We start from the raw sequence: 23,989 nt of genomic DNA, 5'->3' as shown, positions 1-23,989 counted from the left end.
CGGTTTATAACCTGGCTGTTGCACAATGGCTAGGTTGAACTTTCTATAAAAAGCAGTAGTTTAATAAAAAAAAGCTACTGCTTTTTTATTTGAACGAAAACCACTAGGCCGAGTTTTGCCAGTAAAATTGTTTAAGGAAATTTTGGACTAAGACGTAATTTGTAAATAGCCTGTAAAAAGATAAAGGGCCGATGTCTTCCGAAGGAATTATCGACCCTTAAATTAACGCTCTCGAAACAAAGGAACAAAAATATTTTTATTCTACATCATTTAATTTGAAATATTTAACTGACATAGGCGGCAGCTGCAATACTGAGCTTTTTTAGGCCATATTTTTGAAGTTCTGCTGCACAGGACTCCAGAGTAGCCCCGGTGGTTACCACGTCGTCTACGAGTAGAATATGTTTGCCTAGAACGGCGTTCTTGTCTACCACATTAAAGGTGTGTTGTAAGTTTTGAAACCTGGTATACCGGTCCTTTTTCGTCTGGCTTTGCGTAGCTTTCTTTCGGATTAAGGTTTTATTATTAATCTGTACGCCTAGTATTTCTGCAATGCCCTCCGCAAGAAATTGACTTTGGTTGTAGCCTCTTGCCCGCATTTTACGGGGGTGCAGGGGTACTGGGATGATCAAATCAATATCCCGATAATGTTCTGCGTATAATAAGCATTTACCCATCTTTCTCCCTAAGAACAAGCCTGTTCCGGTTTGCTGTCTGTACTTTAGGTTATGTATCATCTTTTGTGTCTTACCTCCCTTATTAAAATAAAGAAGGGCGGTAGCACCATGTATCGGTACTCTTCCCCAGAATTGCCGGGCCAACGGGTTGTCAACAAAAAGATGAAAATCCGTATAGGGAAGATCGTATCCGCATTTTAGACAAATTATCCGTTCTGCTTTAAGCAGGGGCCTGCCACAAGCATTGCATAACCTTGGAAAAAGCAGGCCTGCCAGATCATAAAATAAATTGAACATTGACCACATATGGCCAATGTAGATTTCTTTCCAGGAAGACTAACTATTAAAACGGAATTTATTTTGCCTGATCTTTTACCGCCAGCTGACCACAAGCCGCATCGATATCTTTTCCACGGCTGCGTCTGATATTGGTGTTAATACCCTGGCTTTTCAGGTAATTCGAAAAAGCATCAATTTTATCACCTTCAGCATTTATAAAATCAGCAAACTGAATGGGATTGTATTCGATCAGATTGACCTTACAAGGCACATGTTTGCAAAACTTGGCCAGATCCATGGCATCTTCAATTTCATCATTAAAATTGTTGAAAACAATATACTCGTAGGTAATCGGGTTTTTGGTTTTGGAAAAATAATACTTTAATGCCTCTTCCAGTGCCTTTAAGGAGTTTTGCTCATTAATAGGCATGATTTCATTGCGCTTTTTATCGTTCGCAGCATGAAGTGAAAGAGCAAGGTTGAACTTAACACCGTCATCACCTAATTTTTTGATCATTTTGGCTATGCCGGCAGTAGAAACAGTAATCCTTTTATAAGACATGTTTAAACCGTCGGGTGCTGTGATCCTTTCGATAGACTTTAATACATTGGCGTAATTCAGCAGAGGTTCTCCCATACCCATATATACGATATTGGTTAAAGGAGCATTGTAATTTTGTTTAGCCTGCTGATCAATAAGTACCACCTGATCATAGATTTCATCTGCATTCAGGTTTCTTTTGCGGTCCATATAACCGGTGGCACAGAATTTACAAGTCAGACTGCAGCCTACCTGCGAACTTACACAAGCTGTCATTCGCTCTTCCATAGGAATTAAAACACCTTCCACAATGTTTCCATCATAAAGTCTAAAGGTGTTTTTTATCGTATGGTCATTGCTGAACTGGGAGTTGTTTACTTCTACTACATTAATTGCAAAGTTCTCATCCAGTTTTTTACGCAGGTCTTTGGATAAGTTGCTCATCTGTTCAAAAGTGCGGGCAGATTTTTCCCATAACCACTGATATACCTGTTTGGCGCGGTAAGAAGGTTCCTGAATGGAAATAAAATGCTGCTGTAACTGATTCAGGTCTAGCGCACGAATGTCTGTTTTTTTAGTGATAGCCATTTGGCTGCAAAGTTACCTAAAAAAACGTGATTATTTGTCATAAGGACTTACTAATCAATTCACACAGCTAACGCTTTGGGCTTCTGGTCTTAGCAGCCGGAGCACCAGGTCTTCCTTTGGACGGCCTTACTGGTCTTTTGCTGGGGCCATTAGATTTATGCCAGTCGGTTACTCCTGCAGTGTTGGTTGTTCTTTTAGAGGAAGAAGCATTTCTACCATCTGTTTTTGGTTTTCCTGCACGAGAGGAGGCTGCCGGCTTTGGTCTTGAGGATGTTGTGCGCTTGGTTACCGGAGCTTCTGGCGCTTCAGCTCCTTTTTTAGTAATTCTTTTAGGTGCAGCTGATTTTTCAGAGCTGGATTTGGCCACCATTTTATAGATCCCATCCTGCTCTTCAGGTGTAAGCTCTCTCCATTCTCCTAAAGGCAGGCCTTTAAGGCTGATGTTCATGATCCTTACCCTTTCCAGTTTGGTTACTTCGTACCCAAAATGTTCACACATCCTTCTGATCTGTCTGTTCAGACCCTGGATTAAAACAATTTTAAAGACTTGCGGAGCTTCTTTGGTTACTTTGCATTTTTTGGTCATCACACCCAGTACAGGAACGCCCTTAGACATACCTTCAACAAAACGATCGGTGATTGGCTTATTGACTGTTACAATGTATTCCTTTTCATGGTTATTACCTGCTCTTAATATTTTGTTGACAAGGTCGCCATTATTGGTAAGGAAAATTAAACCCTGGGAATCTTTATCCAGACGTCCAATTGGGAAAACACGTTCACTATGGTTTACATAGTCTACTATATTGCTTTTAACACCAGCTTCTGTTGTACTGGTAATGCCTGTAGGCTTGTTAAAAGCCAGTAAAATCGAGTTTTCTGCAGCTTTGGGCTCTATCGTTTGGCCGTTAACCACAACAACGTCTCCAAAAAACACTTTATCGCCAACCTTGGCCTTTCTGCCGTTAATATATACATTACCCTGTTCTATATATCTGTCTGCAGCCCGTCTGGAGCACAAACCGCTTTCACTAATGTATTTATTTAATCTTGTAGTAGAATCTGACATGGGGAAGGGTTTAAATTGATTTCCTTTTGCAAAGGAATCAATTTAAACCCATATATACTATCAAAATGTTTTTATAATAGGATTTTAGAAGGTGTTTTCATCGGCACTAGGACCATAACTTCCCGGAATAGGGATGTCCAAAAGGCGAAGATAAACCCCTAATTGGGCTCTGTGATGTACAATCTGGTTCAGCGACATCCGGATCACCGCATATTTTGGCGATACATCATAAATCTGATCCCCATTTCTAAGTGTCCATTTCTCTTTGAGCTTGGTTTCGTTTTCGGGCACAAGCTGAGTTCTGGATTTAACCAGGCTTTTTTCAAGAAGGGAAAGTAATTCCTGGGGTGTATTTACATCGTCAACCTGGTAAGGCATATTAGAAAAGTCCAGTTCATCTGTGTTCAGTACCAATCCGGTCCAGCTGTGCAGATCTGCCAGGTGTGTAGAGAGACTTTTAATGTTCATGCTTTTTTCATGTGGTTTCCAGCCAAACTTATCTTCCGGAATTCTTTCCAGCATTTTTCTTGAAGTTACGGCTTCCTGGTCCAGTTCTTCCAGGTACATTTTTATCAATTCCATAATTTTATTTTGTTTTATAGCACAAAGTAAATAAGCGCTACTGACAGCCCTATGGCAGCGTGTTTTTTTGACGAAAACAATTAACTTTGCAGGGTCTATATTTAACAGACTCCTCGGATTGAAAAAAGTTCTTAAAATTACAGGCATAAGCCTGATCACAATCGTATTGCTCTTATTTGTAACGCCCTACCTGTTACCAGATACCATTTCTAAGGAAGCGCAGAAATGGGTAAATAAAAATATACAAGGGGAAGTGAAATTCGGCCAAAGCAGCCTTTCCTTTTTTAAGCATTTTCCTTCCTTAACTTTAAGCTTAAATGATTTTACTTTGAAAGGTGCGGCGCCTTTTCAAAAAGAGACACTTCTTTATGCAAAAGAACTGTCGTTCCGGGTAAATCTAGGCTCTGTTTTTTCCAGCGAAATAAAAATTGACCAGATCTTTTTAGATCAGGCAGATATTCACGTAAAAGTGGATGAAAAGGGAAATGCGAATTACAATGTCTTTAAAAGCAAGGTGGATACCTCTGCTAAAGCGCAGGACACCATTTCTACGGCGGTAAAGATTGAAGGGATTTTTATCAATAAAAGTAACTTGATTTATGATGATCTGTCTATTCCGATGATGGTAAAGGCTACTGGCTTGAACTATTCGGGAAAAGGAGACTTAAGCAAGGCGATCTTTGATCTGAAAAGTAATGCCGTAATCGATACATTGGATCTGTATTATAATAAGCAGGCTTACCTGGTTCATAAAAAGATCAATGCTAAACTGCTTACAAAGATCAATACAAATTCCCTGGATTTGATCTTTAACGAAAATGATTTGAAAATTAATTCGCTGCCGATCCAGTTTGTGGGCCGTTTTTCTTTTTTAAAGGATGGCTATGATATTAACTTTAAGACTGTTGCTAAGGAAACCGATTTGCATAATATTTTTACTGCGCTTCCACCAGCTATTGCTGACCGCATGGAGAAAACCAATATTAAAGGTTATGCAGAAATTAATGCTTCCCTGATCGGGAAATATCTGGCCAAAAGTAAAACCATGCCTGCCCTTGCCTTTAATATGAAAATACGTGATGGGGAGATCAATAATCCGAAAGCCCCATTGCCGATTCGCAACCTGTTTTTGAACCTGCAGACACGTCTTCCGGGTTTAAATCCAGATAGTTTATATATCAATATGGATAGTCTTTACTTTACAATGGGGAAAGATCACGTGAATGCGGTGGTGAAGCTTAACGGCTTAAAAAATCCTGAAGTTCATGTTAAAACCAGGGCTGCCATTGATCTGGAAAAGTGGGCCAGGGTTTTCCAGCTGGAGCATTTAAAGGGCCGTTTGGCTTTGGATCTTAAAGCGGATGGTAAATACACCAAAAAAGTAGTCAAAAGTGGAATCAGACAGATAGATACGGTTATTGCAACGATTCCCAGATTTGATTTGAAGTCTTCTCTTACCGGAGGGTATTTTAAATACGCTTCTCTGCCTGTAGCGATTGATCATATTAATTTTAGCCTTACCGGGGAAAACAAGGATGGACAATATAAAAGTACCTGGTTTGATATCAGTCAAATTCATATCCAGGCATTGGATAATTATATTCGTGGTTTTGTGAATTTTCGGACTACGGATAACATCACTGTAAATTCAGACTTAAAATCTGTGTTTAATTTTGCTGAACTGAAAAGCTTTTATCCGGTAAAGGATCTTGATTTAAGCGGCGTGCTGAATCTGGATGTAAAAACAAAAGGAAGCTATAATAAACGTAAAAGATTATTTCCGGTCACAGAAGCTACAATTCATTTGAATAACGGACGGATAAAGACGAAGAATTTTGATCAGGCTTTAGAACATATTGTAGTTGATGCTTCACTGGTTAATCAGGATGGCACACTGAAAGGTACCCGCTTAAATATTAAGCCTGTTTCCTTCCAATTGGGTACACAACCCTTTTTATTAAAAGCGGATGTGAAGAATTTTGACAACGTAGCGTATCGGGTTCAATCGAAAGGAACTATAGATATAGGTAAAATCTATAAGCTTTTTGCATTGAAGGGTTATGGGGTAAAGGGAACGGTTTTTACCAATGTGTCTCTTCAGGGTTTGCAAAGTGATGCGATGGCCGGCCGGTATGGTAAACTGAATAATAAAGGCAAGGTGGTTGTTCATGATCTGGCCCTTCAATCCGATCTTTTTCCAAAGTCTTTCCTGATTAAAAATGGAGTGTTTTCTTTCTTTCAGGATAAAATGAAATTTGAACAGTTCAATGCGACTTACGGGGCGTCGGATTTTAAAATGGACGGAGAGCTTGGAAATGTAGTTAATTATGCGCTGAGTAAGACGGCGAAGCTGACCGGGCAGTTCAATTTACAAAGTAAACATCTGTTTGCAGATGAATTAATGGTGTATAACGAGGGAACTGGAATAACGGCGACATCTTCTGGCTCCGGGGTGATCCTGATCCCTGACAATTTAAATGTTTCGTTAACGGCGAGTGCTGATGCGGTACATTATAAAGGTATGCTGATTAAGAACGCAAAAGGGAGCCTTGGCTTGAATGGTGGTGTGATGACCTTAAGCCAAACAGCCTTTAACATCATCGATGCACCTGTGACTATGGATGCGACCTACAAAAGTTTGACACCTAAATCTGCCGTTTTCGATTACCATATCCTGGCTAAAGAATTTAATATTGCCAGGGCTTATAAAGAGATCAAAATGTTTAGAGAGCTGGCCAGTTCAGCAGGCAAGGCTAAAGGAATTGTTGGTCTGGACTATCAATTGTCTGGTAAATTGAACCAGAACATGGCACCGGTTTATCCTTCCTTAAAGGGAGGGGGAACCTTGTCTCTTAAAAAGATCAGCCTAAGTGGATTTAAATTTATGAATGCAGTGGGTAAAGCCACAAAAAGGGATAGTTTAAGCAATCCTGATCTTTCGGAAGTCAATATAAAAAGTACGATTAATAAGAATATTATCACCATTGAACGGTTTAAGATGCGCGTTGCCGGATTCAGGCCGAGGTTTGAAGGGCAGGTTAGTTTTGATGGGAGGCTCAATATGAGCGGAAGACTTGGACTTCCTCCTTTTGGTCTGATTGGTATTCCATTGAGTATTACCGGTACCCAGGAAAAACCGAAAGTAAGCCTAAAGAGAAATAAAGAAGGTAAGCTGGAAGAAACAGAAGAATAACTCAGCTATAACAGGGAGTATATGACTCTGCTTTTATAATGCATAAAATCTATATCTAATCCGCGTATTCCCGGTAAAAGGCGGACTATATGCAGACTAGATGCGGAGTATATGCGGATTCATCTGCTCTTTGTTTGCTTCATTGTATAGGTTTCATTAGTAATTGACGGGTAGCTTTTTCATGTAATCTGCAACAGACATATGATCTTGTTTCTGGAACGGCAATTCCAGGCATCTGATCCTTCCAATTCTGGAAACCCTGAAATCACGGTATTCTGCCCGCAAGTGGCACCAGGCAATCAGGTGCCAGTTAAAGGCATAAAAAATGAGCCCTATGGACTCTACAGTCCTTAAGCTGCTTTCATTATTGTTGTTGATGTAGTCCAGCTCTATAAGAGTTTTGGATGAAATTACATGTTGAAGAACTGATAAATGCTGAAATTCGTTCTTTATATAATCAGGTAATTGTAGTTTGATGTTTTCGTTTAAGAATTCCAGTTTTTCTTTTTGCTGACTCCTAAGTACCGCTTTAACTTTATTCAGCGCGCTTGAATAATGTGTCTGAATAGACTGGTCTGTGAATCCGGCAACAAGCCTTTCCATAATGAGCAGTGCATTGGCTTCTTCTGTATTAAAAGAAACTGGCGGCAGGAAATATCCCTGCACTATAAAATAGCCTTTTGGTTGTTCAAAGCTGATGGGGATACCTTGTTCAATCAGTGCCTTTATATCTCTGTAGACCGTTCTTATGCTGATCTGGTAATGATCTGAAATTTTTTCTGCAGTAATATATTTCTTAGTTTGAAGTAAGACTAGTATTCCAAAAAGCCTGTCTATCCGGTTCATTAGGGTGGGGTTGATGATGTCTGCAAATGTAATAAATTTGAAAGGCCTCCGGCTTAATTTGCTGGATTGATTTGTATAGCCGTAATTTGTGCCCATGCTTCAATATATATCCGCGTCCGTTGTTTATCCGGTTTCTTCTCCGCCTGTAGAAAATGGGGTAATTGCCCTGGAAGAGGACGGGACGGTTCATGCTGTCCTCCATGTAGAACAGGCAAAGGAACAGGGTATTGAAAACATAAAGTATTACGAGGGCTTTTTGGTTCCAGGCTTAATCAATACCCATTGTCATTTAGAGTTGTCTCATCTTTTTGGAAAAATTGCTGAACAAACAGGACTCCAGGGTTTTGTTCAGCAGGTGATTAAATATCGCGACAGCAGCGAGGAATTGATTTTAGAGGCAATGCAAAAGGCAGACCGGGAAATGCTGGAAAATGGCATTGTGGCGGTTGGGGATATTTCCAATCAGCTAGTTTCCAGGGCTATAAAGTCAGGAAGTAGATTATATTACCATACTTTTATTGAAACGTTAGGATTTAATCCTGCGCAGGCCAAGACAATATTTGAAAAGGCATTAAAGATGAAAGAGGAGTTTACACCTTTAAAGGCTTCGATTGTTCCACATGCACCCTATTCTATATCTAAAGAACTTTTTGCGGCTATTAAAGACTATAGCCTGAAAGAGGATAATCTGCTGAGTATGCACAATCAGGAAACGGAGGATGAAAATCTTTTTTTCCAATTTAATCAGGGTGCATTTTTGAAATTATATGAATTTTTAGGACTGGATATTTCTTTTTTTTCTGCTACAGGAAAAAGTTCCCTGCAAAGTGTTGTTGAAGAATTACCTGGGAGTAAGGTACTCCTGGTCCATAATACCTTAACCTCTGCAGAGGATATTCGTTATGCAACGTCGGTTCATGATGGTTTGTACTGGTGTTTGTGCCCTAATGCCAATCAATATATAGAAAACAGGTTGCCTGATGTGCAAATGCTGGCTGAAGCAAATCTTAAAATAACCCTGGGAACAGACAGTCTGGCGAGCAATCATCAGTTGAGTATATTGGCTGAAATGAAAACACTCCAGGAAAATTTTAACTTGAGTTTTGAAACTTTACTGGAATGGGCAACATGCAATGGGGCTGCTTATCTGGGCATTGAGGAACAGTACGGAACTTTGGAAAAGGGAAAGCGACCTGGAATTAACCTCGTGGAATTTGCCCCTGAAGGAAAAATTAGTGGTAAAACGAGTGTTAGAAGGATAATTTAATTTGCACATGTCCAACAGAATAACTGATTTATTTAAGATAAAATATCCGGTAATACAGGCCGGGATGATTTGGTGCAGTGGCTGGAAACTGGCTTCTGCAGTTTCGAATGCCGGTGGTTTAGGGATCATCGGGGCGGGGTCTATGTATCCCGATGTGCTTAAAACGCATATTCAGAAGTGTAAAGCAGCAACAGTTTATCCCTTTGCGGTAAATGTACCTCTGCTTTATCCAAATGCGGAAGAAATTATGCAGATCCTGGTTGAAGAAGGTGTAAAGATTGTTTTTACTTCTGCAGGAAATCCAGGTACCTGGACGGGTTTTCTGAAACAACATGGCATCACAGTAGTGCATGTGGTGGCCAATACAAAGTTCGCACTTAAAGCAGAATCCTGCGGGGTAGATGCCGTTGTTGCGGAAGGCTTTGAGGCGGGAGGGCATAATGGAAGGGAAGAAACAACGACTTTGTGCTTGATTCCGCTGGTTAAAAGTGAAGTCAAAATACCCGTAATTGCTGCCGGAGGAATAGGCAGTGGGGCGGCCATGCTGGCCGCTTTTGCTTTAGGGGCCGAGGGGGTACAGGTAGGATCTGCATTTGCTGTTGCCCGGGAATCGTCGGCTCATGACAATTTTAAAAAGAAGATTATTGGTGCCGGAGAGGGCGATACAAGATTAAGCCTGAAAAAATTGGTGCCGGTGCGGTTATTAAATAATACTTTTGCAGAAAAAGTAATAAAAGCAGAAAATGAAGGCCTTGATGCCGACCAGTTGCGGGAGTTGCTGGGGCGGGCAAGGGCTAAGGCCGGAATGTTTGAAGGGGATATGGAAGAAGGTGAACTGGAGATTGGTCAAATATCTGCTGCAATAAACCAGGTGGAGCCTGCTGCGGCCATTTTGCAGCGCATCTGGAAAGAATTTTTATCAGAAAAAAGGAGAATTAGTGAAATGGACTTTGAAGTTCATCGCTAAAAGCAAGAATAAAATGAAGCATATTAATATTAAAATAACGGGAAAGGTACAGGGTGTTTCCTTCAGGGCTACGACCAAAGCTATCGCAGATCAGATGGGGGTAAGAGGCCTGATCAGAAATGAAAAGGATGGCTCTGTTTATATAGAAGCGGAAGGTGATGATCTGCAGCTGGAGATCTTTACCGAATGGTGCCACGAAGGACCGGATCGTTCTAAAATTGAACTTGTAGAGGTAAGCCCTGCAGAGTTTAAAAACTATCGCAATTTCGAAATTCTTAAAAGGTAGCCCGTGTCTGTTTTTAAAAAATTTGCTGGTCAGACGATGATCTATGGGATAAGTACCATATTTTCAAGGTTATTCAATTTTATTCTGACTCCAATCTATACGCGGGTATATGCGGAAGGTGTATACGGAATCTTTACCAAAATGTACAGTTATGCCTCTATCCTCAATGTTATCCTGGCATTTGGTATGGAGACTACTTTTTTTCGTTACCTCAATAAGTATGAGGATAAGAAAAAGGAAGTTTACAACAACAGTTTTTGGATTATTGCTTTCATCTCTGCTCTGGTTTTAATCACCGGGCTGGTTTTTACAGACTATTTTGCAAAATTCACGATGAATGGTTCCATGGCTGGACTGGACGATCAGCGCCGCTATGTTCGTTATTTTTCCTGGTTTCTTTTTCTGGATGCTATTTGCGTAATTCCCTTTGCTAAGCTTAGAGCGGATGGTAAACCTTTTCGGTATAGCCTGATCAAATTTTTGAATATTGGTTGTTTTGTGGGCCTTAACCTTATTTTTATTTTTGTGATTCCCTTCATTATTAAACACCAGATGGTGGGTGCGCATTGGCTGGAAAGCTGGTTTAGGGCTGGATGGGTAGGCTATGTATTTATCTCTAATCTGGTAGCCAGCCTGGTGACGTTTCTGCTGCTTCTACCTCAGTTTATGGAGCTGGAGATTAAGTTTGATAAAGTGCTTTTTTATAAGATGTTTGGCTACAGTTGGCCGGTACTCGTGGCAAACTTGTCTTTTATTGTCAATGAAAATCTGGATAAGATTTTACTGAGTAAATACTTGCCGCACAATATAGCTGATCAGGAAACTGGGATCTATGGAGCGGTTTGTAAACTGGCCATTTTTATCAGTATTTTTAATACGGCTTTTAGATTGGGGGCGGAGCCTTTTTTCTTTAGCCATGCAAAAAATAAAAATGCAAAGAATACTTACGCAACTATTCTGAATTATTTTGTTCTCGCCCTGGCCATTTTATTTGTGGGCTTGATTGCAAATTTAGATTTGCTGAAACATTTTATTGCCAGTAAGTATTGGATTGGTCTTCCGGCTGTTCCTTATTTGTTATTCGGGTATGTATGCCTGGGTATTTATATGAATCTCTCGGTGTGGTACAGGTTATCTGATCAGACCCGTTATGGCTTATATATTTCTTTAGTAGGTGCGGTTTTTACTATTGTGATGAATATTGTTCTCATTCCTAAATACAGCTACATGGGCTCGGCTTGGGTGAGTATGATGGCTTATTTGATTATCATGGTCATTTCTTACCTTCTTGGTCAGAAGTATTATCCGATACCATATAATTTAAAAAGAACATTGGGCTATCTTGCTACTTCGATAGTGTTGGTTTATTTGTCTTTTTATACCTTTAAACAGAATATCTATATTGGTAATGGTCTGCTTATTTTATTTGTAGCGGGCATTTATTTTATGGAAAAAGACGACATTAAGAAAATTTTAAATACAAAATAAAGATCAGATGAAGATAAATATTATCAATAATTCGGGACATGCCTTGCCAGCGTACGAAACTGAACATGCTGCAGGTATGGATATGCGTGCTTTTGTTGAACATGAAGTTGTGATTAAGCCTTTGCAAAGGGTTCTGATTCCGACCGGCCTCCATATGGAATTGCCTGTTGGTTATGAGGCTCAGATTCGCCCAAGAAGTGGCTTAGCCTATAAGCATGGGATCAGTATAGTAAATTCGCCTGGTACAATTGATGCAGATTACAGGGGAGAGATTAAAGTGCTGCTTGTGAACCTTTCCGATACAGACTTTACAGTGAATAATGGGGATCGTATAGCTCAGATGATTATTGCGAAACACGAAACGGTGAGTTGGGCAGCTGTAGAAGAACTCAGTGATACTGCTCGCGGCGCGGGTGGATACGGACATACAGGTAAATAAAAAGAAAATGAAATACAGGGCCTTAACTATTTTTCTATTTGTTGCGTTTCCTGCTTTTGCTCAAAAGACAGTTCAGGCTGATAGTAATTTGGTTAAGGGCTTTTTTTTTGATGGCATCCGCTACAAAATCAATGAAAACTATATTAAAGCTGTGGAGAGTTTTAATAAAGTAGTAAGTCTGGACCCCAGACAGGCAGATGCTTACTACGAGATTGCCAGTTTGGATTACCGGCAAAATAAATTGCAGGAATCTGAATTCGCGCTGAAGAAGGCCATGGAGCTTAATTCTAATAACATTTGGTATTGGAAGCTCTGTGCCGAACTGTACAAGAGAAAAGGAGATATGCCTGGTTTGGTACAGGTGCTGGAACGGCTGATCGTCATGGAGCCTGATGTGGATGCTTATTATTTTGACCGCTGTAATGCGCTGGCCATTTCCGGGAATGTATCAGGTGCTTTGAAGGCCTATGATGAATTAGAGAAAAAATTTGGTGTATCGGTTGAATCTTCCAGAGGGAGAAAGCGCTTAAGTCAGGAGAAAAAATCCAGGACAGCGGAGCATGAAGCTGGTGAAGTGATTGCAGATCATCCTGAGGATATAAAAAGCTATTTATACGCCAGTAACTTGCTGCAGAAAGATGGTAAAAAGTCTGAAGCATTGGATATGTTAAAGAAGGCAAAAGCTTTGGATCCTTCCAGTCTGGAGGTTGACCTGGCTATGGTGGACTACTATGTGGCTGAAGGGCAAATTTCTTCAGCAGGTAATATTTTGAAAGAATTGGTTGCTGCACATCAGGACGATCCCCGTCTGTTTGCGATGTATGGTGATTTGCTGTATAAGCAAGGCGATGCGAAAGAAGCGCTGACCCAGTATTTAAAATCACTGCAGTTATCTGAGCAGATCTATGTGGTTTGGGAGCAGGTTTTGAATATCTATCTTTCTCAGAAGGACTTTAAAAGGGCAATCGAAATTGGTTCTGCGGCGGTATCTGTTTATCCTAATCAAGCGGTTTTATATTATTACCTTGCCTTTGCACAGCATCGTGAAGATCAGTATGCGGCTGCACTCGAAAACATAGCAACGGCAGAAGAACTGGCAGCTGGAGAGCAGGAGTTGCTGGCTTCTGTGGAAGATGTATATGCCCTGGTGCTGATGAACCTGGCGAAATTTGATCTTTCAGAAACCAAAATACAGAAGGCACTACTATTGAATCCGGCTAAAAAGATGCTTTATCTGGAGCATTATGGCGATATTCTTGCTTTAAAAGGGAATAAGGAAAAGGCAGTTGACTTGTGGAAACAGGCCAGGGATTTGGGAAGTAAATCGGAGAAATTAAAACAGAAGATCAATGAGAAAAGATATTTTAAATAATTGCCTGCTGTTCATTTTTGTGATGATTTCAATGGCGGCTTGTAAACCGAAAAAGGCCATTGTTGTGGCACCCCCTGTTGTAAAATCAGATACGGTAAATGTAAAGAAAAAGGAAAATTTGCAAATGCTCAGGGACAAGGATATTGTTTTCAGGACTTTGTCTATGAAAGGAAAGGCCCAGATCAGTATCAATGGGAATAGCAACAATGCTTCTGTGAATGTACGGATGTTAAAGGATAAAAAGATTTGGGTAAGTGTGACGGCTTTTGCAGGAATAGAGGTTGCCCGGGCATTAATTACACCAGACAGTGTGTTAATGATGAACCGCGTAGATAATATTTACCTGAGTAAGCCCTTCAGTTATATCCATGGCTTTACCAACAAACAGGTAAACTTTAAAATGCTCCAGGATGTTTTTGCAGGAAATGCCGTTGGCAGTTTTCTAGAAGAAGACGCAGACCTTGATTTACAAAATGGTGTTTGGTTATTGAAGGGGCAAAGGAAAAGCCTGGCTTATCAGATCTTATTTAATACGTTGCTTAAGGCTTCGGAAACGAACTTGAACGATGTGCAGTCTGGTCAGGCACTTAAAGTTGTTTATGGTGAATACCAGCAGGTTGGAGATTATTTGTTCCCGTCCAATATCCAGATCAACTCTCAGGCGGGGTTGAAAAAAGCAGCTATTGAACTTGCCTTTTCAAAAATAGAAAGCAATGTAGAACTGGATTTTCCGTTTACTGTTCCTAAAAGGTTCAAAGTAATAAACTAATTTTATACTTTTGAGTTAATGAAGCTATACAAAATATTTTTCTTCTTTTTATTGATATCCATTACTTCGCAGGCTGTTGCCCAGAACAGTGCAGAACTTAAAAGGAAGAAGGAAGCGATACAGCGGGAAATTGAATTGCTGCAGAAAAATCTGAATAAAGCAGCTAGCGCAAAGAAACTCACCCTTGGGGAAATCAGGGCTTTAAATGCCAAGATCAGTTTGATGCAGAGCAAGATCACCGTTATTAACTCGGAAATTAAGAATCTGGACCACCAGATTCATGAAAATACCAATACAGTGCATTCTCTTCAGGACCAACTGGGCCTGTTAAGAAAGGAATATGCAGGTATGATCCGTTTTGCACAGCGGAACAAGAATGCTTATGATAAGATGATGTTTGTGTTTGCGGCAAAGGATTTTAATCAGGCTTATAAGAGAATCAAGTATCTGCAACAGTTTGGTCAATATCGAAAAAAACAGGCTGACTATATTCAGGGAACAGAAAAGAACCTGAAGAATAAGATTGGTGTGCTGGATAAAAATCTGAAAGAAAAGAGTAATTTACTAAAAGAGCAGCAAAGCGAGCAGCAAAAACTGGGCAAGAATAAATCAGAACAATCTGCCGTTCTCAAAACGTTTAGTAAACAGGAACGACAGTTTAGTCAGGATATCGCCAAGCGTAAAAAACAACAGCAGGCTATAGACAGGGAGATCAGGAACGCTATTCAGCGTGAAATTGCACTGGCTAAACAGAGAGCCGAAGAAGAAGAACGCCTGGCTGCGGCTAAAGCCAAGGCAGAGAATAAGCCGGTTCCCGTAGCTTCGAAGGCAAAAACGAGTGGCGGATACCTGACGGCAACTCCGGAGGCTGCAAAACTTTCTGCTGAATTTGAGAGCAATAGGGGGTCACTTCCATGGCCGGTTGCACAAGGCTCTATTACCGAAGGGTTTGGCAGGCACAAAGAAGGACAGGCAAACTATGATAATACGGGTATCACGATTCAAACGGCAGAGGGTGCAAGTGTAAGAGCTGTATTCAATGGAAAGGTTTTAAGAGTAATGAGTTCTCTGGGTAAATATTTTGTGTTGATCAAACATGGCGAATATTTTACAGTCTATCAGAATTTGCGTTCTGTAAGTGTAGCTGCGGGTGATAATGTAGCGACTAAGCAGGCTATTGGGGTTGTGGCTGCTTCTGAAGAAATTCCTGAACTGCAGTTTCAGATCTGGAGAGGCACTGTTGCGCAAAATCCTGAAGCATGGATTGCTAAATAAATTTTTGGAGATTAAAAATGCATATATTTGTTTTATAAAACATTAAATACAGCTTAAAATGTACACAGGAACATTATTGGAATTCTTAAATATGGGCGGGGGAGAGGTAATGCTGATCCTTGCTGTCGTACTTTTGTTATTCGGAGGTAAAAAATTGCCTGAACTGGCACGTGGGTTAGGGAAAGGGATCCGGGATTTTAAAGATGCGTCGGAAGGTGTAAAAAGAGAAATCCATCGCAACATTAATGCCGTAGATATAGATGAGGATCTTAGAAGAGAGACTCCTAAAACAGACACTGAAGTGAAAAATGATTTGCCTAGAGAAACACCAATTGAAAATGTAACTGGTGCCAGTCATTTGGAAAGTAGTGAACCAAGTAATAAAATTTAATTAAATAATCATGTTAAACACAACGGTATTAGCCGCATTAGGCGCTCCGGAAATCGCAATTATTCTTGTCGTAGTATTACTGCTTTTTGGTGGTAAGAAAATCCCTGAGTTGATGCGTGGATTAGGAAGAGGTGTTAAGGAATTTAAAGAAGGTAAAGATGGAGCAGATGACGATCGCTATGACCGTGACCGTTCAAACACCAATAAACCTTTGTAATTTTCCTGTAGCTTAACCCTTAATCTATTCTGTAGTTTTGAAGAAGTATAACTCTTTACAAGAGATAAGAATCCTTATTGACCAAAAAAAAGTCAACCTGACTGAATTGCTGGATTATTATTTTGCTCAAATAGAGCAATTCAAAGATTTGAACGCATTTAATGAGGTCTTTTTTGATTCAGCAAGAAATCAAGCCTCGGAAATACAGGAAAAAATAGGCAATGGCACTGCGGGGAAACTTGCGGGAATGGTTATTGGGATTAAGGATAATATTTGTTATAAAGGACATCAGGTTACGGCTTCTTCCAAGATGCTGGACGGATTTGTCTCTCCTTACTCTTCAACAGTTGTTCAGCGCTTGCTGGATGAAGACGCTATTATTATTGGTCGTCTGAACTGTGATGAGTTTGCTATGGGAGGCTCTAATGAAACCTCTTATTTTGGTGCTGTGAAAAACGCAAGCGACCCGCAACGTGTTGCTGGTGGCTCATCTGGTGGTTCTGCTGTTGCAGTACAGGCCGATATGTGTTTGTCTGCACTTGGAACTGATACAGGTGGCTCTGTAAGACAGCCGGCCGCATTTTGCGGTTGTATAGGTTTAAAACCTACTTATGGACGAATTTCCCGGTATGGTGTTATCGCTTATGCCTCTTCGTTTGATCAGGTGGGTACGATCACCTCTTCTGTGGGTGATGCAGCTGTTTTGCTTGAAGTACTGGCGGGAGCAGACGATCAGGATTCAACGGTTTCGACCTTGCCGGTTCCCAGCTACAGTGCTCTAATGACAGGTGATAGAAAATACAGGGTTGCTGTTTTAAAAGAAACCCTGGAGAGTGAGGCCCTAGATCCAAGCATTAAGGAAGCGATATTGAAATCAATTGAGGCGCTTAAATTGCAGGGACATACGATTGATTATGTGTCATTTGACCTGCTTGATTATTTAGTGCCCTCTTATTATGTGTTAACTACAGCAGAAGCATCTTCTAATCTTTCAAGATATGATGGGGTACATTATGGTTATCGGAACACGTCTGCCAAAGACCTCAATAGCTTATATAAACTATCCAGGGCAGAGGGTTTTGGAGATGAGGTGAAAAGAAGGATATTGCTCGGAACCTTTGTTCTGAGCGCTGGTTATTATGATGCATATTATCAGAAAGCCCAGAAAGTAAGGCAGCTGATCAGGCAAAAAACAGAACAATTACTGGATAAATATGATGTAATCCTGAGCCCTGTTGCACCTACTCCTCCATTTAAGATTGGAGAAAATATTGAAGATCCATTGGTCATGTATATGGCTGATATTTATACTGTTCTGGCCTCTTTGGCCGGAATTCCTGCAATTGCTATACCACTGGGCAATAATCAGGAAGAATTGCCGTTAAGTCTACAGTTAATGACCAAACATTTCAAAGAAGAAGTTTTGCTCAACTTATCAGAGAATTTCTTAACTTCATCTTCTGAACGTGCTGATAATTAATGTATACCAAACATAAACCGGGTTTAAACCACCTGTGAAACCACCATACTGAACCAGAGCAGAAATAGAAATGCTTATGGTGGCTTCCTAAGAAAATAGCCTATGAAAAAAAATGTACTCCTGCTCTCATTTTGTATTGTAGTTTCTATTCACTTCGGTGTAAAAGCACAGCAGATCAATCCCGCTTCTTCAGATACCAGTAGTGTACCGGTTCTGGTGGAAGAAACCCCTACATTTAACAATTACAATTTTGTTTACAAGCAACGCCTGGATTCTATTCAGAAAATGGTGCCACTGAAATACAATGAATTTGTTCAGAAGTATATTGATATTTACAGCAGCCGTAAGGATATGATTGGTAAAATGCTGGGACTGTCCAGTTATTATTTTCCAATTTTTGAGCAGGCGCTCAGAGCTTATAATGTTCCCGAAGAAATTAAATATTTACCTATAATTGAATCTGCCATGAACCCGCATGCGGTATCCAGGGTAGGTGCTACCGGTTTATGGCAGTTTATGTTTAGTACAGCTAAAGGTTATGGATTAAACATGGATAATTTTGTGGACGAGAGAAAGGATCCGGTTCAAGCCAGTAATGCTGCGGCAGCTTATTTTAGAGATGCTTATGCAGAACTTGGAGACTGGCTGCTGGCTATTGCTGCTTACAATTGTGGGAAAGGGAATGTACAACGCGCGATTGCAAAGGCAAATTCCCATGATTTTTGGGAGATCAGACCTTATCTTCCATTGGAGACCCGGAATTATGTGCCTGCATTTATTGCGGCTATGTACATTATGAACTATTCCAAAGCGCATCAGATAGAGCGCTTAAATCCATCAATGGCCGTCAAGACGGATACTGTACAGGTAAATAATTTCGTTTCTCTTCCTCTGCTGGCGCAAGCACTTAAAATAGAAGAGGAAGATCTTTGCATCCTGAATCCTTCCTATAAGAAGAAAATTGTGAACGGAACAGAGGAGTCTCCGAGGCGAATTGTGATGCCGCGGGTAACGGGTGGCGATTTTGCAATGATCTATGAAGTGTTAAATAACCGTCCGCCGGAAGTAAATACACGGGTGGTGCTGGCTTCCAATGACGACCGAAGGTTGCATAAAAAGCATGCAGCGGTAGAATATCACCGGGTAACCCGGGGTCAGAATCTGCAGACAATTGCAGATAGGTATAATGTTGAAGTTCAGGATATTAAGGTTTGGAATAAGCTCAGGGGATCTCAGATTATGCCTGGACAGCGTTTAATTGTATCTAAAAATTCAGGTGCAGGCAATGCAGTTTCGGCCTCAAAGCATTCCAGACAATACATGTCCTATAAAGGAGATAAAGAACGATCACAGCGGGAGGGGAAGATTTAGGATCTTTTTTATTTTAGGCTCATTAAAAGAATTGTAACTTTGGCGCTTTACAACGCAAAATTTTATGAGTAAGACGAATAGAAAACAAGACGCTTTAGATTACCACTCGCAAGGGAGGCCTGGTAAAATACAGGTTATACCTACCAAACCAACGAATTCTCAAAGAGACTTAACGCTGGCTTATTCACCGGGTGTAGCTGAACCTTGTTTAAAAATCGCTGAGAACACAGAGGATGTCTATAAATATACAGCTAAAGGTAATCTTGTAGCCGTGATCAGTAACGGTACTGCGGTACTTGGTCTTGGAGATATCGGTCCGGAAGCAGGAAAACCTGTGATGGAAGGTAAAGGTCTCTTATTTAAGATTTTCGCGGATATTGATGTATTTGATCTGGAACTGGATACGAAGAATGTTGATGATTTTGTGAAGATCGTTAAAGCGCTGGAGCCTACTTTTGGTGGAGTGAACCTGGAGGACATTAAAGCTCCGGAATGTTTCGAAATAGAGCGCAGGTTAAAGGAAGAAATGAAAATTCCTGTAATGCACGATGATCAGCATGGTACAGCGATCATCTCTGCTGCTGCTTTAATAAATGCTTGTGAACTACAGAAAAAAAAGATAGATAAAGTTAAGATTGTGGTAAACGGTGCTGGTGCCGCTGCAATTTCCTGCTCGAGGTTATATGTTTCTTTGGGCGCTAAAAAGGAGAACATTGTGATGTGCGACAGAACTGGTGTGATCAGAGATATTCGTGAAAATCTAGATCCGATCAAGGCGGAGTTTGCAACGAGCAGAACGGTCAATACGCTGGAAGAAGCGATGAAAGATTCTGATGTCTTTATTGGTTTGTCTTCTGCCGACTGCGTGACTGCAGACATGCTGAAATCAATGGCCAAAAACCCAATTGTTTTTGCAATGGCCAACCCTAACCCTGAAATCGCCTATGATCTGGCCATCAGTTCCCGTAAGGATCTGATCATGGCCACAGGCCGTTCGGATTATCCGAACCAGGTAAACAATGTTTTAGGTTTCCCATATATATTCAGGGGAGCACTTGATGTAAGGTCAACGAGCATCAATGAGCCCATGAAAATAGCGGCAGTAAAAGCAATTGCTGAACTGGCTAAAAAATCCGTTCCTGAAGCCGTGAATATGGCTTACAACGAAAAGAACATCAAATTTGGAAAGGAATATATTATTCCCAAGCCAATGGATCCAAGGTTGATCACCAATGTTTCTATGGCAGTTGCCAGGGCAGCAATGGAATCTGGTGTTGCGCGTAAAGCGATTACAGACTGGGATGCTTATGCTGAAGAGTTGAAGCTTCGTTTGGGTAAAGATGACGCTATTATGCGTGCCATTACCAATAAAGCTAAATCTGACCCTAAGCGCGTAGTTTTTGCTGAAGCAGACAACTATAAAATTCTTAAGGCTGCTCAGATTGTTAAAGATGATAACATTGCGATTCCGATATTACTGGGGAACAAAGAGATCATCCAGCAAATTATTGAAGAGAACGCCCTGGATCTTGAAGGGGTACAGATCATCGATCCATTTCAGGAGCCAGAGCGCATGCAGAAGTATTCTGAGTCTCTTTATCAGAAGCGACAAAGAAGAGGGGTTACTTTATTTGAGGCCACAAAACTGATGCGTGACAGGAATTACTTTGGTGCCTCGATGGTGGAGTTTGGTGAAGCAGATGCAATGATCTCAGGATTAACGAAAAACTATGTTTCTACCATAAAACCTGCTTTGCAGATTATCGGTACAGAAGCAGGTGTAAACCGTGTTGCAGGGATGTATATGATGATGACGACTAAAGGGCCTGTGTTTTTTGGTGATACCACTGTAAACGTGGATCCAACAGCTGAAGAATTAGTGGATCTGACCATTTTACTGGAACGCGCAGTCAATAAATTCAATATCCAGCCAAGGGTGGCGCTGTTGTCTTATTCAAACTTTGGGTCTAATGAAGGAATTGTTCCGGAGAAGGTTAGAAAAGCCGTGAAGATATTACACGAGAAGCATCCTGAGATTTTGGTAGACGGGGAAATGCAGGGGAATTTTGCCATAAATAATTCTTTACTTAAAGATAATTTTCCTTTTAGTAGATTAGCAGATGCGCCGGCAAATACACTTGTTTTTCCAAATTTGGAATCTGGAAATATTGCCTATAAATTATTACAGGAACTTGGCGGAGCAGAGGCTGTTGGACCAATTTTGCTAGGCTTGAAGAAACCTGTACATATTGTGCAGTTGGGAAGTTCTGTAAGAGAGATCGTAAATATGGTGACCATTGCAGTATTGGATGTACAGGGAAAAGAAAGTGAGGCCAGTGAAAAGAAAACTGGTTTATTGAGACGTAAGACTAAAGTTTAAAAAATATGTTTGAGTATATTGATGGAAGACTAACCTTTAAATGTCCTACTTACATTGTTGTAGAGGCGGGGAGGATAGGATATCACATCAATATCTCTCTGAACACCTACAGCGGCCTGGGAAATGTGGAGCGATGCAAAATATATACCTGGCTGCATATAAAGGAAGATGCGCATACCCTTTATGGCTTTGCTGATGAAGGGGAGCGCAGACTTTTTCTGCACCTGATCTCCGTTTCGGGGATTGGGCCGAATACAGGAAGAATGATGCTTTCTTCCATAACACCCAATGAAATCCAGACTGCTATTGTTAACGGCGACCTACCTTTGATACAACGGATTAAAGGTATTGGAGTTAAGTCGGCACAGCGCCTGGTACTCGAGTTACAGGATAAATTAAAAAAAGAAGGTACAGGATCTTTGATTGCTGCGCCGTTAAACCATACCGTCAAAGAAGAGGCACTCTCTGCACTTATGATGCTTGGCTTTTCCAAACCTCCAGCGGAAAAGGCAATCGATAATGCAATTAAGAGTGGTGGTTCGGAACTGACGGTTGAAGAAATGATAAAAATAGCTTTGAAGAACCTCTAAACCCTAATCGCTCTTGAGAAAACTATCTATCTTAATGATCTCTTTGGTTGTTACCTTTTGGGGACAACAAACTTTTTCTCAAGTTAAGCCGGCAAGATCCAGATCAGATACGACCAGGAATGACTTCAGCTTAAAAGAGAAACAACGCCTTGGTTTAAGACAAGGCTACAGTCCCTTTGACCCGCTGCCAACCAATGTGACCCGGGAGGTAGAATTTGATGCGGTCAATAAACGTTACATCATCAGGGATAGAGTTGGTGGTCGCTTTCTCGGACCTCCCCAGTACCTTACTATTGAAGAATATCAGCGTTTGATCAATAGTGAGATCAAAAGAGAAAACTGGAGGCAGTTTTCCAATACGGAGGTAGAGGGGGTGAGACAAACGGGTATCATTCCAAGCTTAACGGTGAACAGCAGGTCTTTTGAAAGAATTTTTGGGGGAACAAATATTGATATTCAACCGCGTGGAGAGGCTGAGCTGACACTTCTGGGAAGAATTAATAAAAATGAGAACCCCTTATTTAACGAACGTCAGAGGGTTCAAAGTAATTTTGATTTTAATCAGCGAATTCAAATGGATGTGATCGGTAATATCGGTTCCAAGCTGAAGATCAATATGAACTATAATACTGAGGCACAGTTCGACTTTGAGAACCAGGTGAAACTTGATTATACCGGGGGGGAGGATGACATTATTAAAAAGATTGAAGCGGGTAATGTTAGCCTGCCTTTAAGCAGTACGCTTATTCATGGTACACAATCTCTCTTTGGTATCAAAACTCAGCTGCAGTTTGGGAAACTGAATGTAACGTCGGTTTTTTCTCAGCAGAAATCGCAAACCCGGCAGATTAATATTAACAATGGTGCCCAACAAAATGAGTACCGGATAACGGGAGATAACTATGAGGCCAATAAACACTATTTCCTGGCTCAATACTTCAGGGATAATTACAATAAGGCCCTGGCCAGTGCACCTTTTGTTACCTCAGGGGTCAACATTACAAAGATAGAAGTCTGGGTAACGAATAAGACTGGGGCAACCCAGGATTCCAGAGATATTTTGGCCTTTCTGGATTTAGGAGAAAATAAACCAAATAATAGAACACTTGTAGGCGGCGGATCTGCATTGCCCTCTGGCTTTACCTCTACCCAGTTTCCGAGACAATCCAATAATTTACTTCTACAGATTCCTGCGGATGCCAGGTTTACGAATTCAAATGCCATTATTCCATTCTTTCAGACTACTGGTGCTACAGATAACTATGCAAAGCTGACCTATGCCCGGAAATTATCGGACAGGGAATACAAATTGAACCCCCAGCTGGGTTATATTTCCTTAAATACCGCTTTAAATTCAGATGAGGTATTGGCGGTGGTTTATCGGTATACCTATTCTGGCGTGGAATACCAGGTGGGTGAGTTTTCGACTGATGTGCCCTTTGATCCGACGACACCAAAATTGCTGTTTGCAAAATTGCTAAAAAACGAAACCACCAAGACCAGCCTGCCAACGTGGAACCTGATGATGAAAAACATTTATTCTATTGGTGGGTATCAGATCAGCCAGCAGAACTTTAAACTGGATATCTACAGGATTGATGAAACGAATGGTGTGGAGAGCCCCTTGATCCTGGAAGGGGAAAAGATAGATAATGAGACAAAAACACCATTGAAGAACAAGCAATGGATACAGGTGACCCGCTTAGACCGTTTAAATATGCAGGGTGAAAAAAGACCGGATGGTGTTTTCGATTTTGAGGTGGAAAACAAACCCTTCACGGTGGGTAATACACCGAATTCAAATGATATTAACACGCCCATAACTTCCAGTACGGTTAATTCTAATGCGAGTCTGGCGAGTTTCGGTTCCAATACCAGCAGTGGGTATATTACTATAGATCCATTGAACGGAAGGATTATAT

The 23,989-nt window shown here is 40.8% G+C and carries 21 protein-coding genes; 16 read left to right on the top strand and 5 right to left on the bottom strand.

Annotated elements, in window-relative coordinates; all coding sequences use genetic code 11:
* Positions 1-284 precede the first annotated feature (284 nt).
* From DBR11_RS30175 to DBR11_RS14810, 4 genes are all read right to left on the bottom strand, one after another.
* A complete protein-coding gene (locus DBR11_RS30175; RefSeq protein ID WP_233260766.1) occupies positions 285-737 on the bottom strand; it encodes a ComF family protein in 453 nt (150 codons plus the stop codon).
* 295 nt (positions 738-1,032) lie between these two features.
* Positions 1,033-2,085 (bottom strand): 23S rRNA (adenine(2503)-C(2))-methyltransferase RlmN, encoded by a 1,053-nt coding sequence (gene rlmN / locus DBR11_RS14820; RefSeq protein ID WP_108553436.1) that lies wholly within the window; start codon positions 2,083-2,085, stop codon positions 1,033-1,035.
* Between the two features lie 67 nt (positions 2,086-2,152).
* Positions 2,153-3,154 (bottom strand): 23S rRNA pseudouridine(2604) synthase RluF, encoded by a 1,002-nt coding sequence (rluF, locus tag DBR11_RS14815; protein WP_108553435.1) that lies wholly within the window; start codon positions 3,152-3,154, stop codon positions 2,153-2,155.
* Positions 3,155-3,238: 84 nt separating this feature from the next.
* Positions 3,239-3,736 (bottom strand): DinB family protein, encoded by a 498-nt coding sequence (locus DBR11_RS14810; protein ID WP_108553434.1) that lies wholly within the window; start codon positions 3,734-3,736, stop codon positions 3,239-3,241.
* A 118-nt stretch (positions 3,737-3,854) separates the two neighbouring features.
* Here DBR11_RS14810 and DBR11_RS14805 point away from each other — a divergent pair, with 118 nt between their 5' ends.
* Positions 3,855-6,929, top strand: a complete 3,075-nt coding sequence (locus tag DBR11_RS14805; RefSeq protein WP_146186547.1) for an AsmA family protein — start codon at positions 3,855-3,857, stop codon at positions 6,927-6,929.
* Positions 6,930-7,085: 156 nt separating this feature from the next.
* On the opposite strand, the gene DBR11_RS14800 is transcribed toward DBR11_RS14805, so the two are convergent.
* Complete coding sequence (locus DBR11_RS14800; RefSeq protein ID WP_233260765.1) at positions 7,086-7,871, bottom strand: YafY family protein; 786 nt, start codon at positions 7,869-7,871, stop codon at positions 7,086-7,088.
* On the opposite strand from DBR11_RS14800, the gene DBR11_RS14795 reads away from it, so the two are divergent.
* From DBR11_RS14795 to sprA, 15 genes are all read left to right on the top strand, one after another.
* Complete coding sequence (locus tag DBR11_RS14795) at positions 7,870-9,042, top strand: amidohydrolase family protein (protein ID WP_108553432.1); 1,173 nt, start codon at positions 7,870-7,872, stop codon at positions 9,040-9,042. The genes DBR11_RS14800 and DBR11_RS14795 overlap by 2 nt on opposite strands.
* A 7-nt stretch (positions 9,043-9,049) precedes the next feature.
* Positions 9,050-10,009, top strand: coding sequence for a nitronate monooxygenase family protein (locus tag DBR11_RS14790; protein ID WP_108553431.1), 960 nt, complete (start codon positions 9,050-9,052; stop codon positions 10,007-10,009).
* 13 nt (positions 10,010-10,022) lie between these two features.
* A complete protein-coding gene (locus DBR11_RS14785; RefSeq protein ID WP_108553430.1) occupies positions 10,023-10,295 on the top strand; it encodes an acylphosphatase in 273 nt (90 codons plus the stop codon).
* 3 nt (positions 10,296-10,298) lie between these two features.
* Positions 10,299-11,783, top strand: a complete 1,485-nt coding sequence (locus tag DBR11_RS14780) for a lipopolysaccharide biosynthesis protein (protein ID WP_233260764.1) — start codon at positions 10,299-10,301, stop codon at positions 11,781-11,783.
* Positions 11,784-11,790: 7 nt separating this feature from the next.
* Positions 11,791-12,222 carry a dUTP diphosphatase gene (gene dut, locus DBR11_RS14775; RefSeq protein ID WP_108553428.1) on the top strand — a complete coding sequence of 144 codons (432 nt, stop codon included), beginning with the start codon at positions 11,791-11,793 and terminating at the stop codon, positions 12,220-12,222.
* A gap of 7 nt (positions 12,223-12,229) precedes the next feature.
* Positions 12,230-13,594, top strand: a complete 1,365-nt coding sequence (locus DBR11_RS14770; protein WP_146186546.1) for a lipopolysaccharide assembly protein LapB — start codon at positions 12,230-12,232, stop codon at positions 13,592-13,594.
* A complete protein-coding gene (locus DBR11_RS14765; RefSeq protein ID WP_108553426.1) occupies positions 13,572-14,363 on the top strand; it encodes a DUF4292 domain-containing protein in 792 nt (263 codons plus the stop codon). Before DBR11_RS14770 ends, DBR11_RS14765 begins: the two co-directional genes overlap by 23 nt.
* An 18-nt stretch (positions 14,364-14,381) precedes the next feature.
* Positions 14,382-15,638 (top strand): murein hydrolase activator EnvC, encoded by a 1,257-nt coding sequence (locus DBR11_RS14760; RefSeq protein ID WP_108553425.1) that lies wholly within the window; start codon positions 14,382-14,384, stop codon positions 15,636-15,638.
* A gap of 58 nt (positions 15,639-15,696) precedes the next feature.
* Positions 15,697-16,029, top strand: coding sequence for a twin-arginine translocase TatA/TatE family subunit (locus DBR11_RS14755; RefSeq protein ID WP_108553424.1), 333 nt, complete (start codon positions 15,697-15,699; stop codon positions 16,027-16,029).
* 10 nt (positions 16,030-16,039) lie between these two features.
* A complete protein-coding gene (locus DBR11_RS14750; RefSeq protein WP_108553423.1) occupies positions 16,040-16,246 on the top strand; it encodes a twin-arginine translocase TatA/TatE family subunit in 207 nt (68 codons plus the stop codon).
* 37 nt (positions 16,247-16,283) lie between these two features.
* Positions 16,284-17,726, top strand: coding sequence for an Asp-tRNA(Asn)/Glu-tRNA(Gln) amidotransferase subunit GatA (gene gatA / locus DBR11_RS14745; protein ID WP_108553422.1), 1,443 nt, complete (start codon positions 16,284-16,286; stop codon positions 17,724-17,726).
* 102 nt (positions 17,727-17,828) lie between these two features.
* Entirely contained in the window at positions 17,829-19,097 is a 1,269-nt protein-coding gene (locus DBR11_RS14740) for a lytic transglycosylase domain-containing protein (RefSeq protein WP_108553421.1), read from the top strand.
* A 64-nt stretch (positions 19,098-19,161) separates the two neighbouring features.
* On the top strand, positions 19,162-21,477 hold the full coding sequence (locus DBR11_RS14735) for an NADP-dependent malic enzyme (RefSeq protein WP_108553420.1): 2,316 nt from the start codon (positions 19,162-19,164) through the stop codon (positions 21,475-21,477).
* Between the two features lie 5 nt (positions 21,478-21,482).
* Positions 21,483-22,067 (top strand): Holliday junction branch migration protein RuvA, encoded by a 585-nt coding sequence (ruvA, locus tag DBR11_RS14730; RefSeq protein ID WP_108553419.1) that lies wholly within the window; start codon positions 21,483-21,485, stop codon positions 22,065-22,067.
* 13 nt (positions 22,068-22,080) lie between these two features.
* The coding region (gene sprA / locus DBR11_RS14725; protein WP_369974434.1) for a cell surface protein SprA at positions 22,081-23,989 on the top strand (1,909 nt) is incomplete at its 3' end.

Source organism: Pedobacter sp. HMWF019 (assembly GCF_003061025.1).
Lineage (GTDB): Bacteria > Bacteroidota > Bacteroidia > Sphingobacteriales > Sphingobacteriaceae > Pedobacter.
This window is presented reverse-complemented; position numbering and strand designations above follow the sequence as displayed.

Bases quoted from the DNA above. Each gene is read 5' to 3' on its own strand.
- DBR11_RS14790 (WP_108553431.1), top strand. From the start codon at position 9,050: ATGTCCAACAGAATAACTGATTTATTTAAGATAAAATATCCGGTAATA.
- DBR11_RS14770 (WP_146186546.1), top strand. From the start codon at position 12,230: ATGAAATACAGGGCCTTAACTATTTTTCTATTTGTTGCGTTTCCTGCT.
- DBR11_RS14760 (WP_108553425.1), top strand. From the start codon at position 14,382: ATGAAGCTATACAAAATATTTTTCTTCTTTTTATTGATATCCATTACT.
- DBR11_RS14810 (WP_108553434.1), bottom strand. From the start codon at position 3,736: ATGGAATTGATAAAAATGTACCTGGAAGAACTGGACCAGGAAGCCGTA.
- DBR11_RS14750 (WP_108553423.1), top strand. From the start codon at position 16,040: ATGTTAAACACAACGGTATTAGCCGCATTAGGCGCTCCGGAAATCGCA.
- DBR11_RS14785 (WP_108553430.1), top strand. From the start codon at position 10,023: ATGAAGCATATTAATATTAAAATAACGGGAAAGGTACAGGGTGTTTCC.
- DBR11_RS14765 (WP_108553426.1), top strand. From the start codon at position 13,572: ATGAGAAAAGATATTTTAAATAATTGCCTGCTGTTCATTTTTGTGATG.
- ruvA (WP_108553419.1), top strand. From the start codon at position 21,483: ATGTTTGAGTATATTGATGGAAGACTAACCTTTAAATGTCCTACTTAC.
- DBR11_RS30175 (WP_233260766.1), bottom strand. From the start codon at position 737: ATGATACATAACCTAAAGTACAGACAGCAAACCGGAACAGGCTTGTTC.
- rlmN (WP_108553436.1), bottom strand. From the start codon at position 2,085: ATGGCTATCACTAAAAAAACAGACATTCGTGCGCTAGACCTGAATCAG.
- DBR11_RS14735 (WP_108553420.1), top strand. From the start codon at position 19,162: ATGAGTAAGACGAATAGAAAACAAGACGCTTTAGATTACCACTCGCAA.
- DBR11_RS14800 (WP_233260765.1), bottom strand. From the start codon at position 7,871: ATGGGCACAAATTACGGCTATACAAATCAATCCAGCAAATTAAGCCGG.
- DBR11_RS14740 (WP_108553421.1), top strand. From the start codon at position 17,829: ATGAAAAAAAATGTACTCCTGCTCTCATTTTGTATTGTAGTTTCTATT.
- DBR11_RS14755 (WP_108553424.1), top strand. From the start codon at position 15,697: ATGTACACAGGAACATTATTGGAATTCTTAAATATGGGCGGGGGAGAG.
- rluF (WP_108553435.1), bottom strand. From the start codon at position 3,154: ATGTCAGATTCTACTACAAGATTAAATAAATACATTAGTGAAAGCGGT.
- dut (WP_108553428.1), top strand. From the start codon at position 11,791: ATGAAGATAAATATTATCAATAATTCGGGACATGCCTTGCCAGCGTAC.
- DBR11_RS14795 (WP_108553432.1), top strand. From the start codon at position 7,870: ATGCTTCAATATATATCCGCGTCCGTTGTTTATCCGGTTTCTTCTCCG.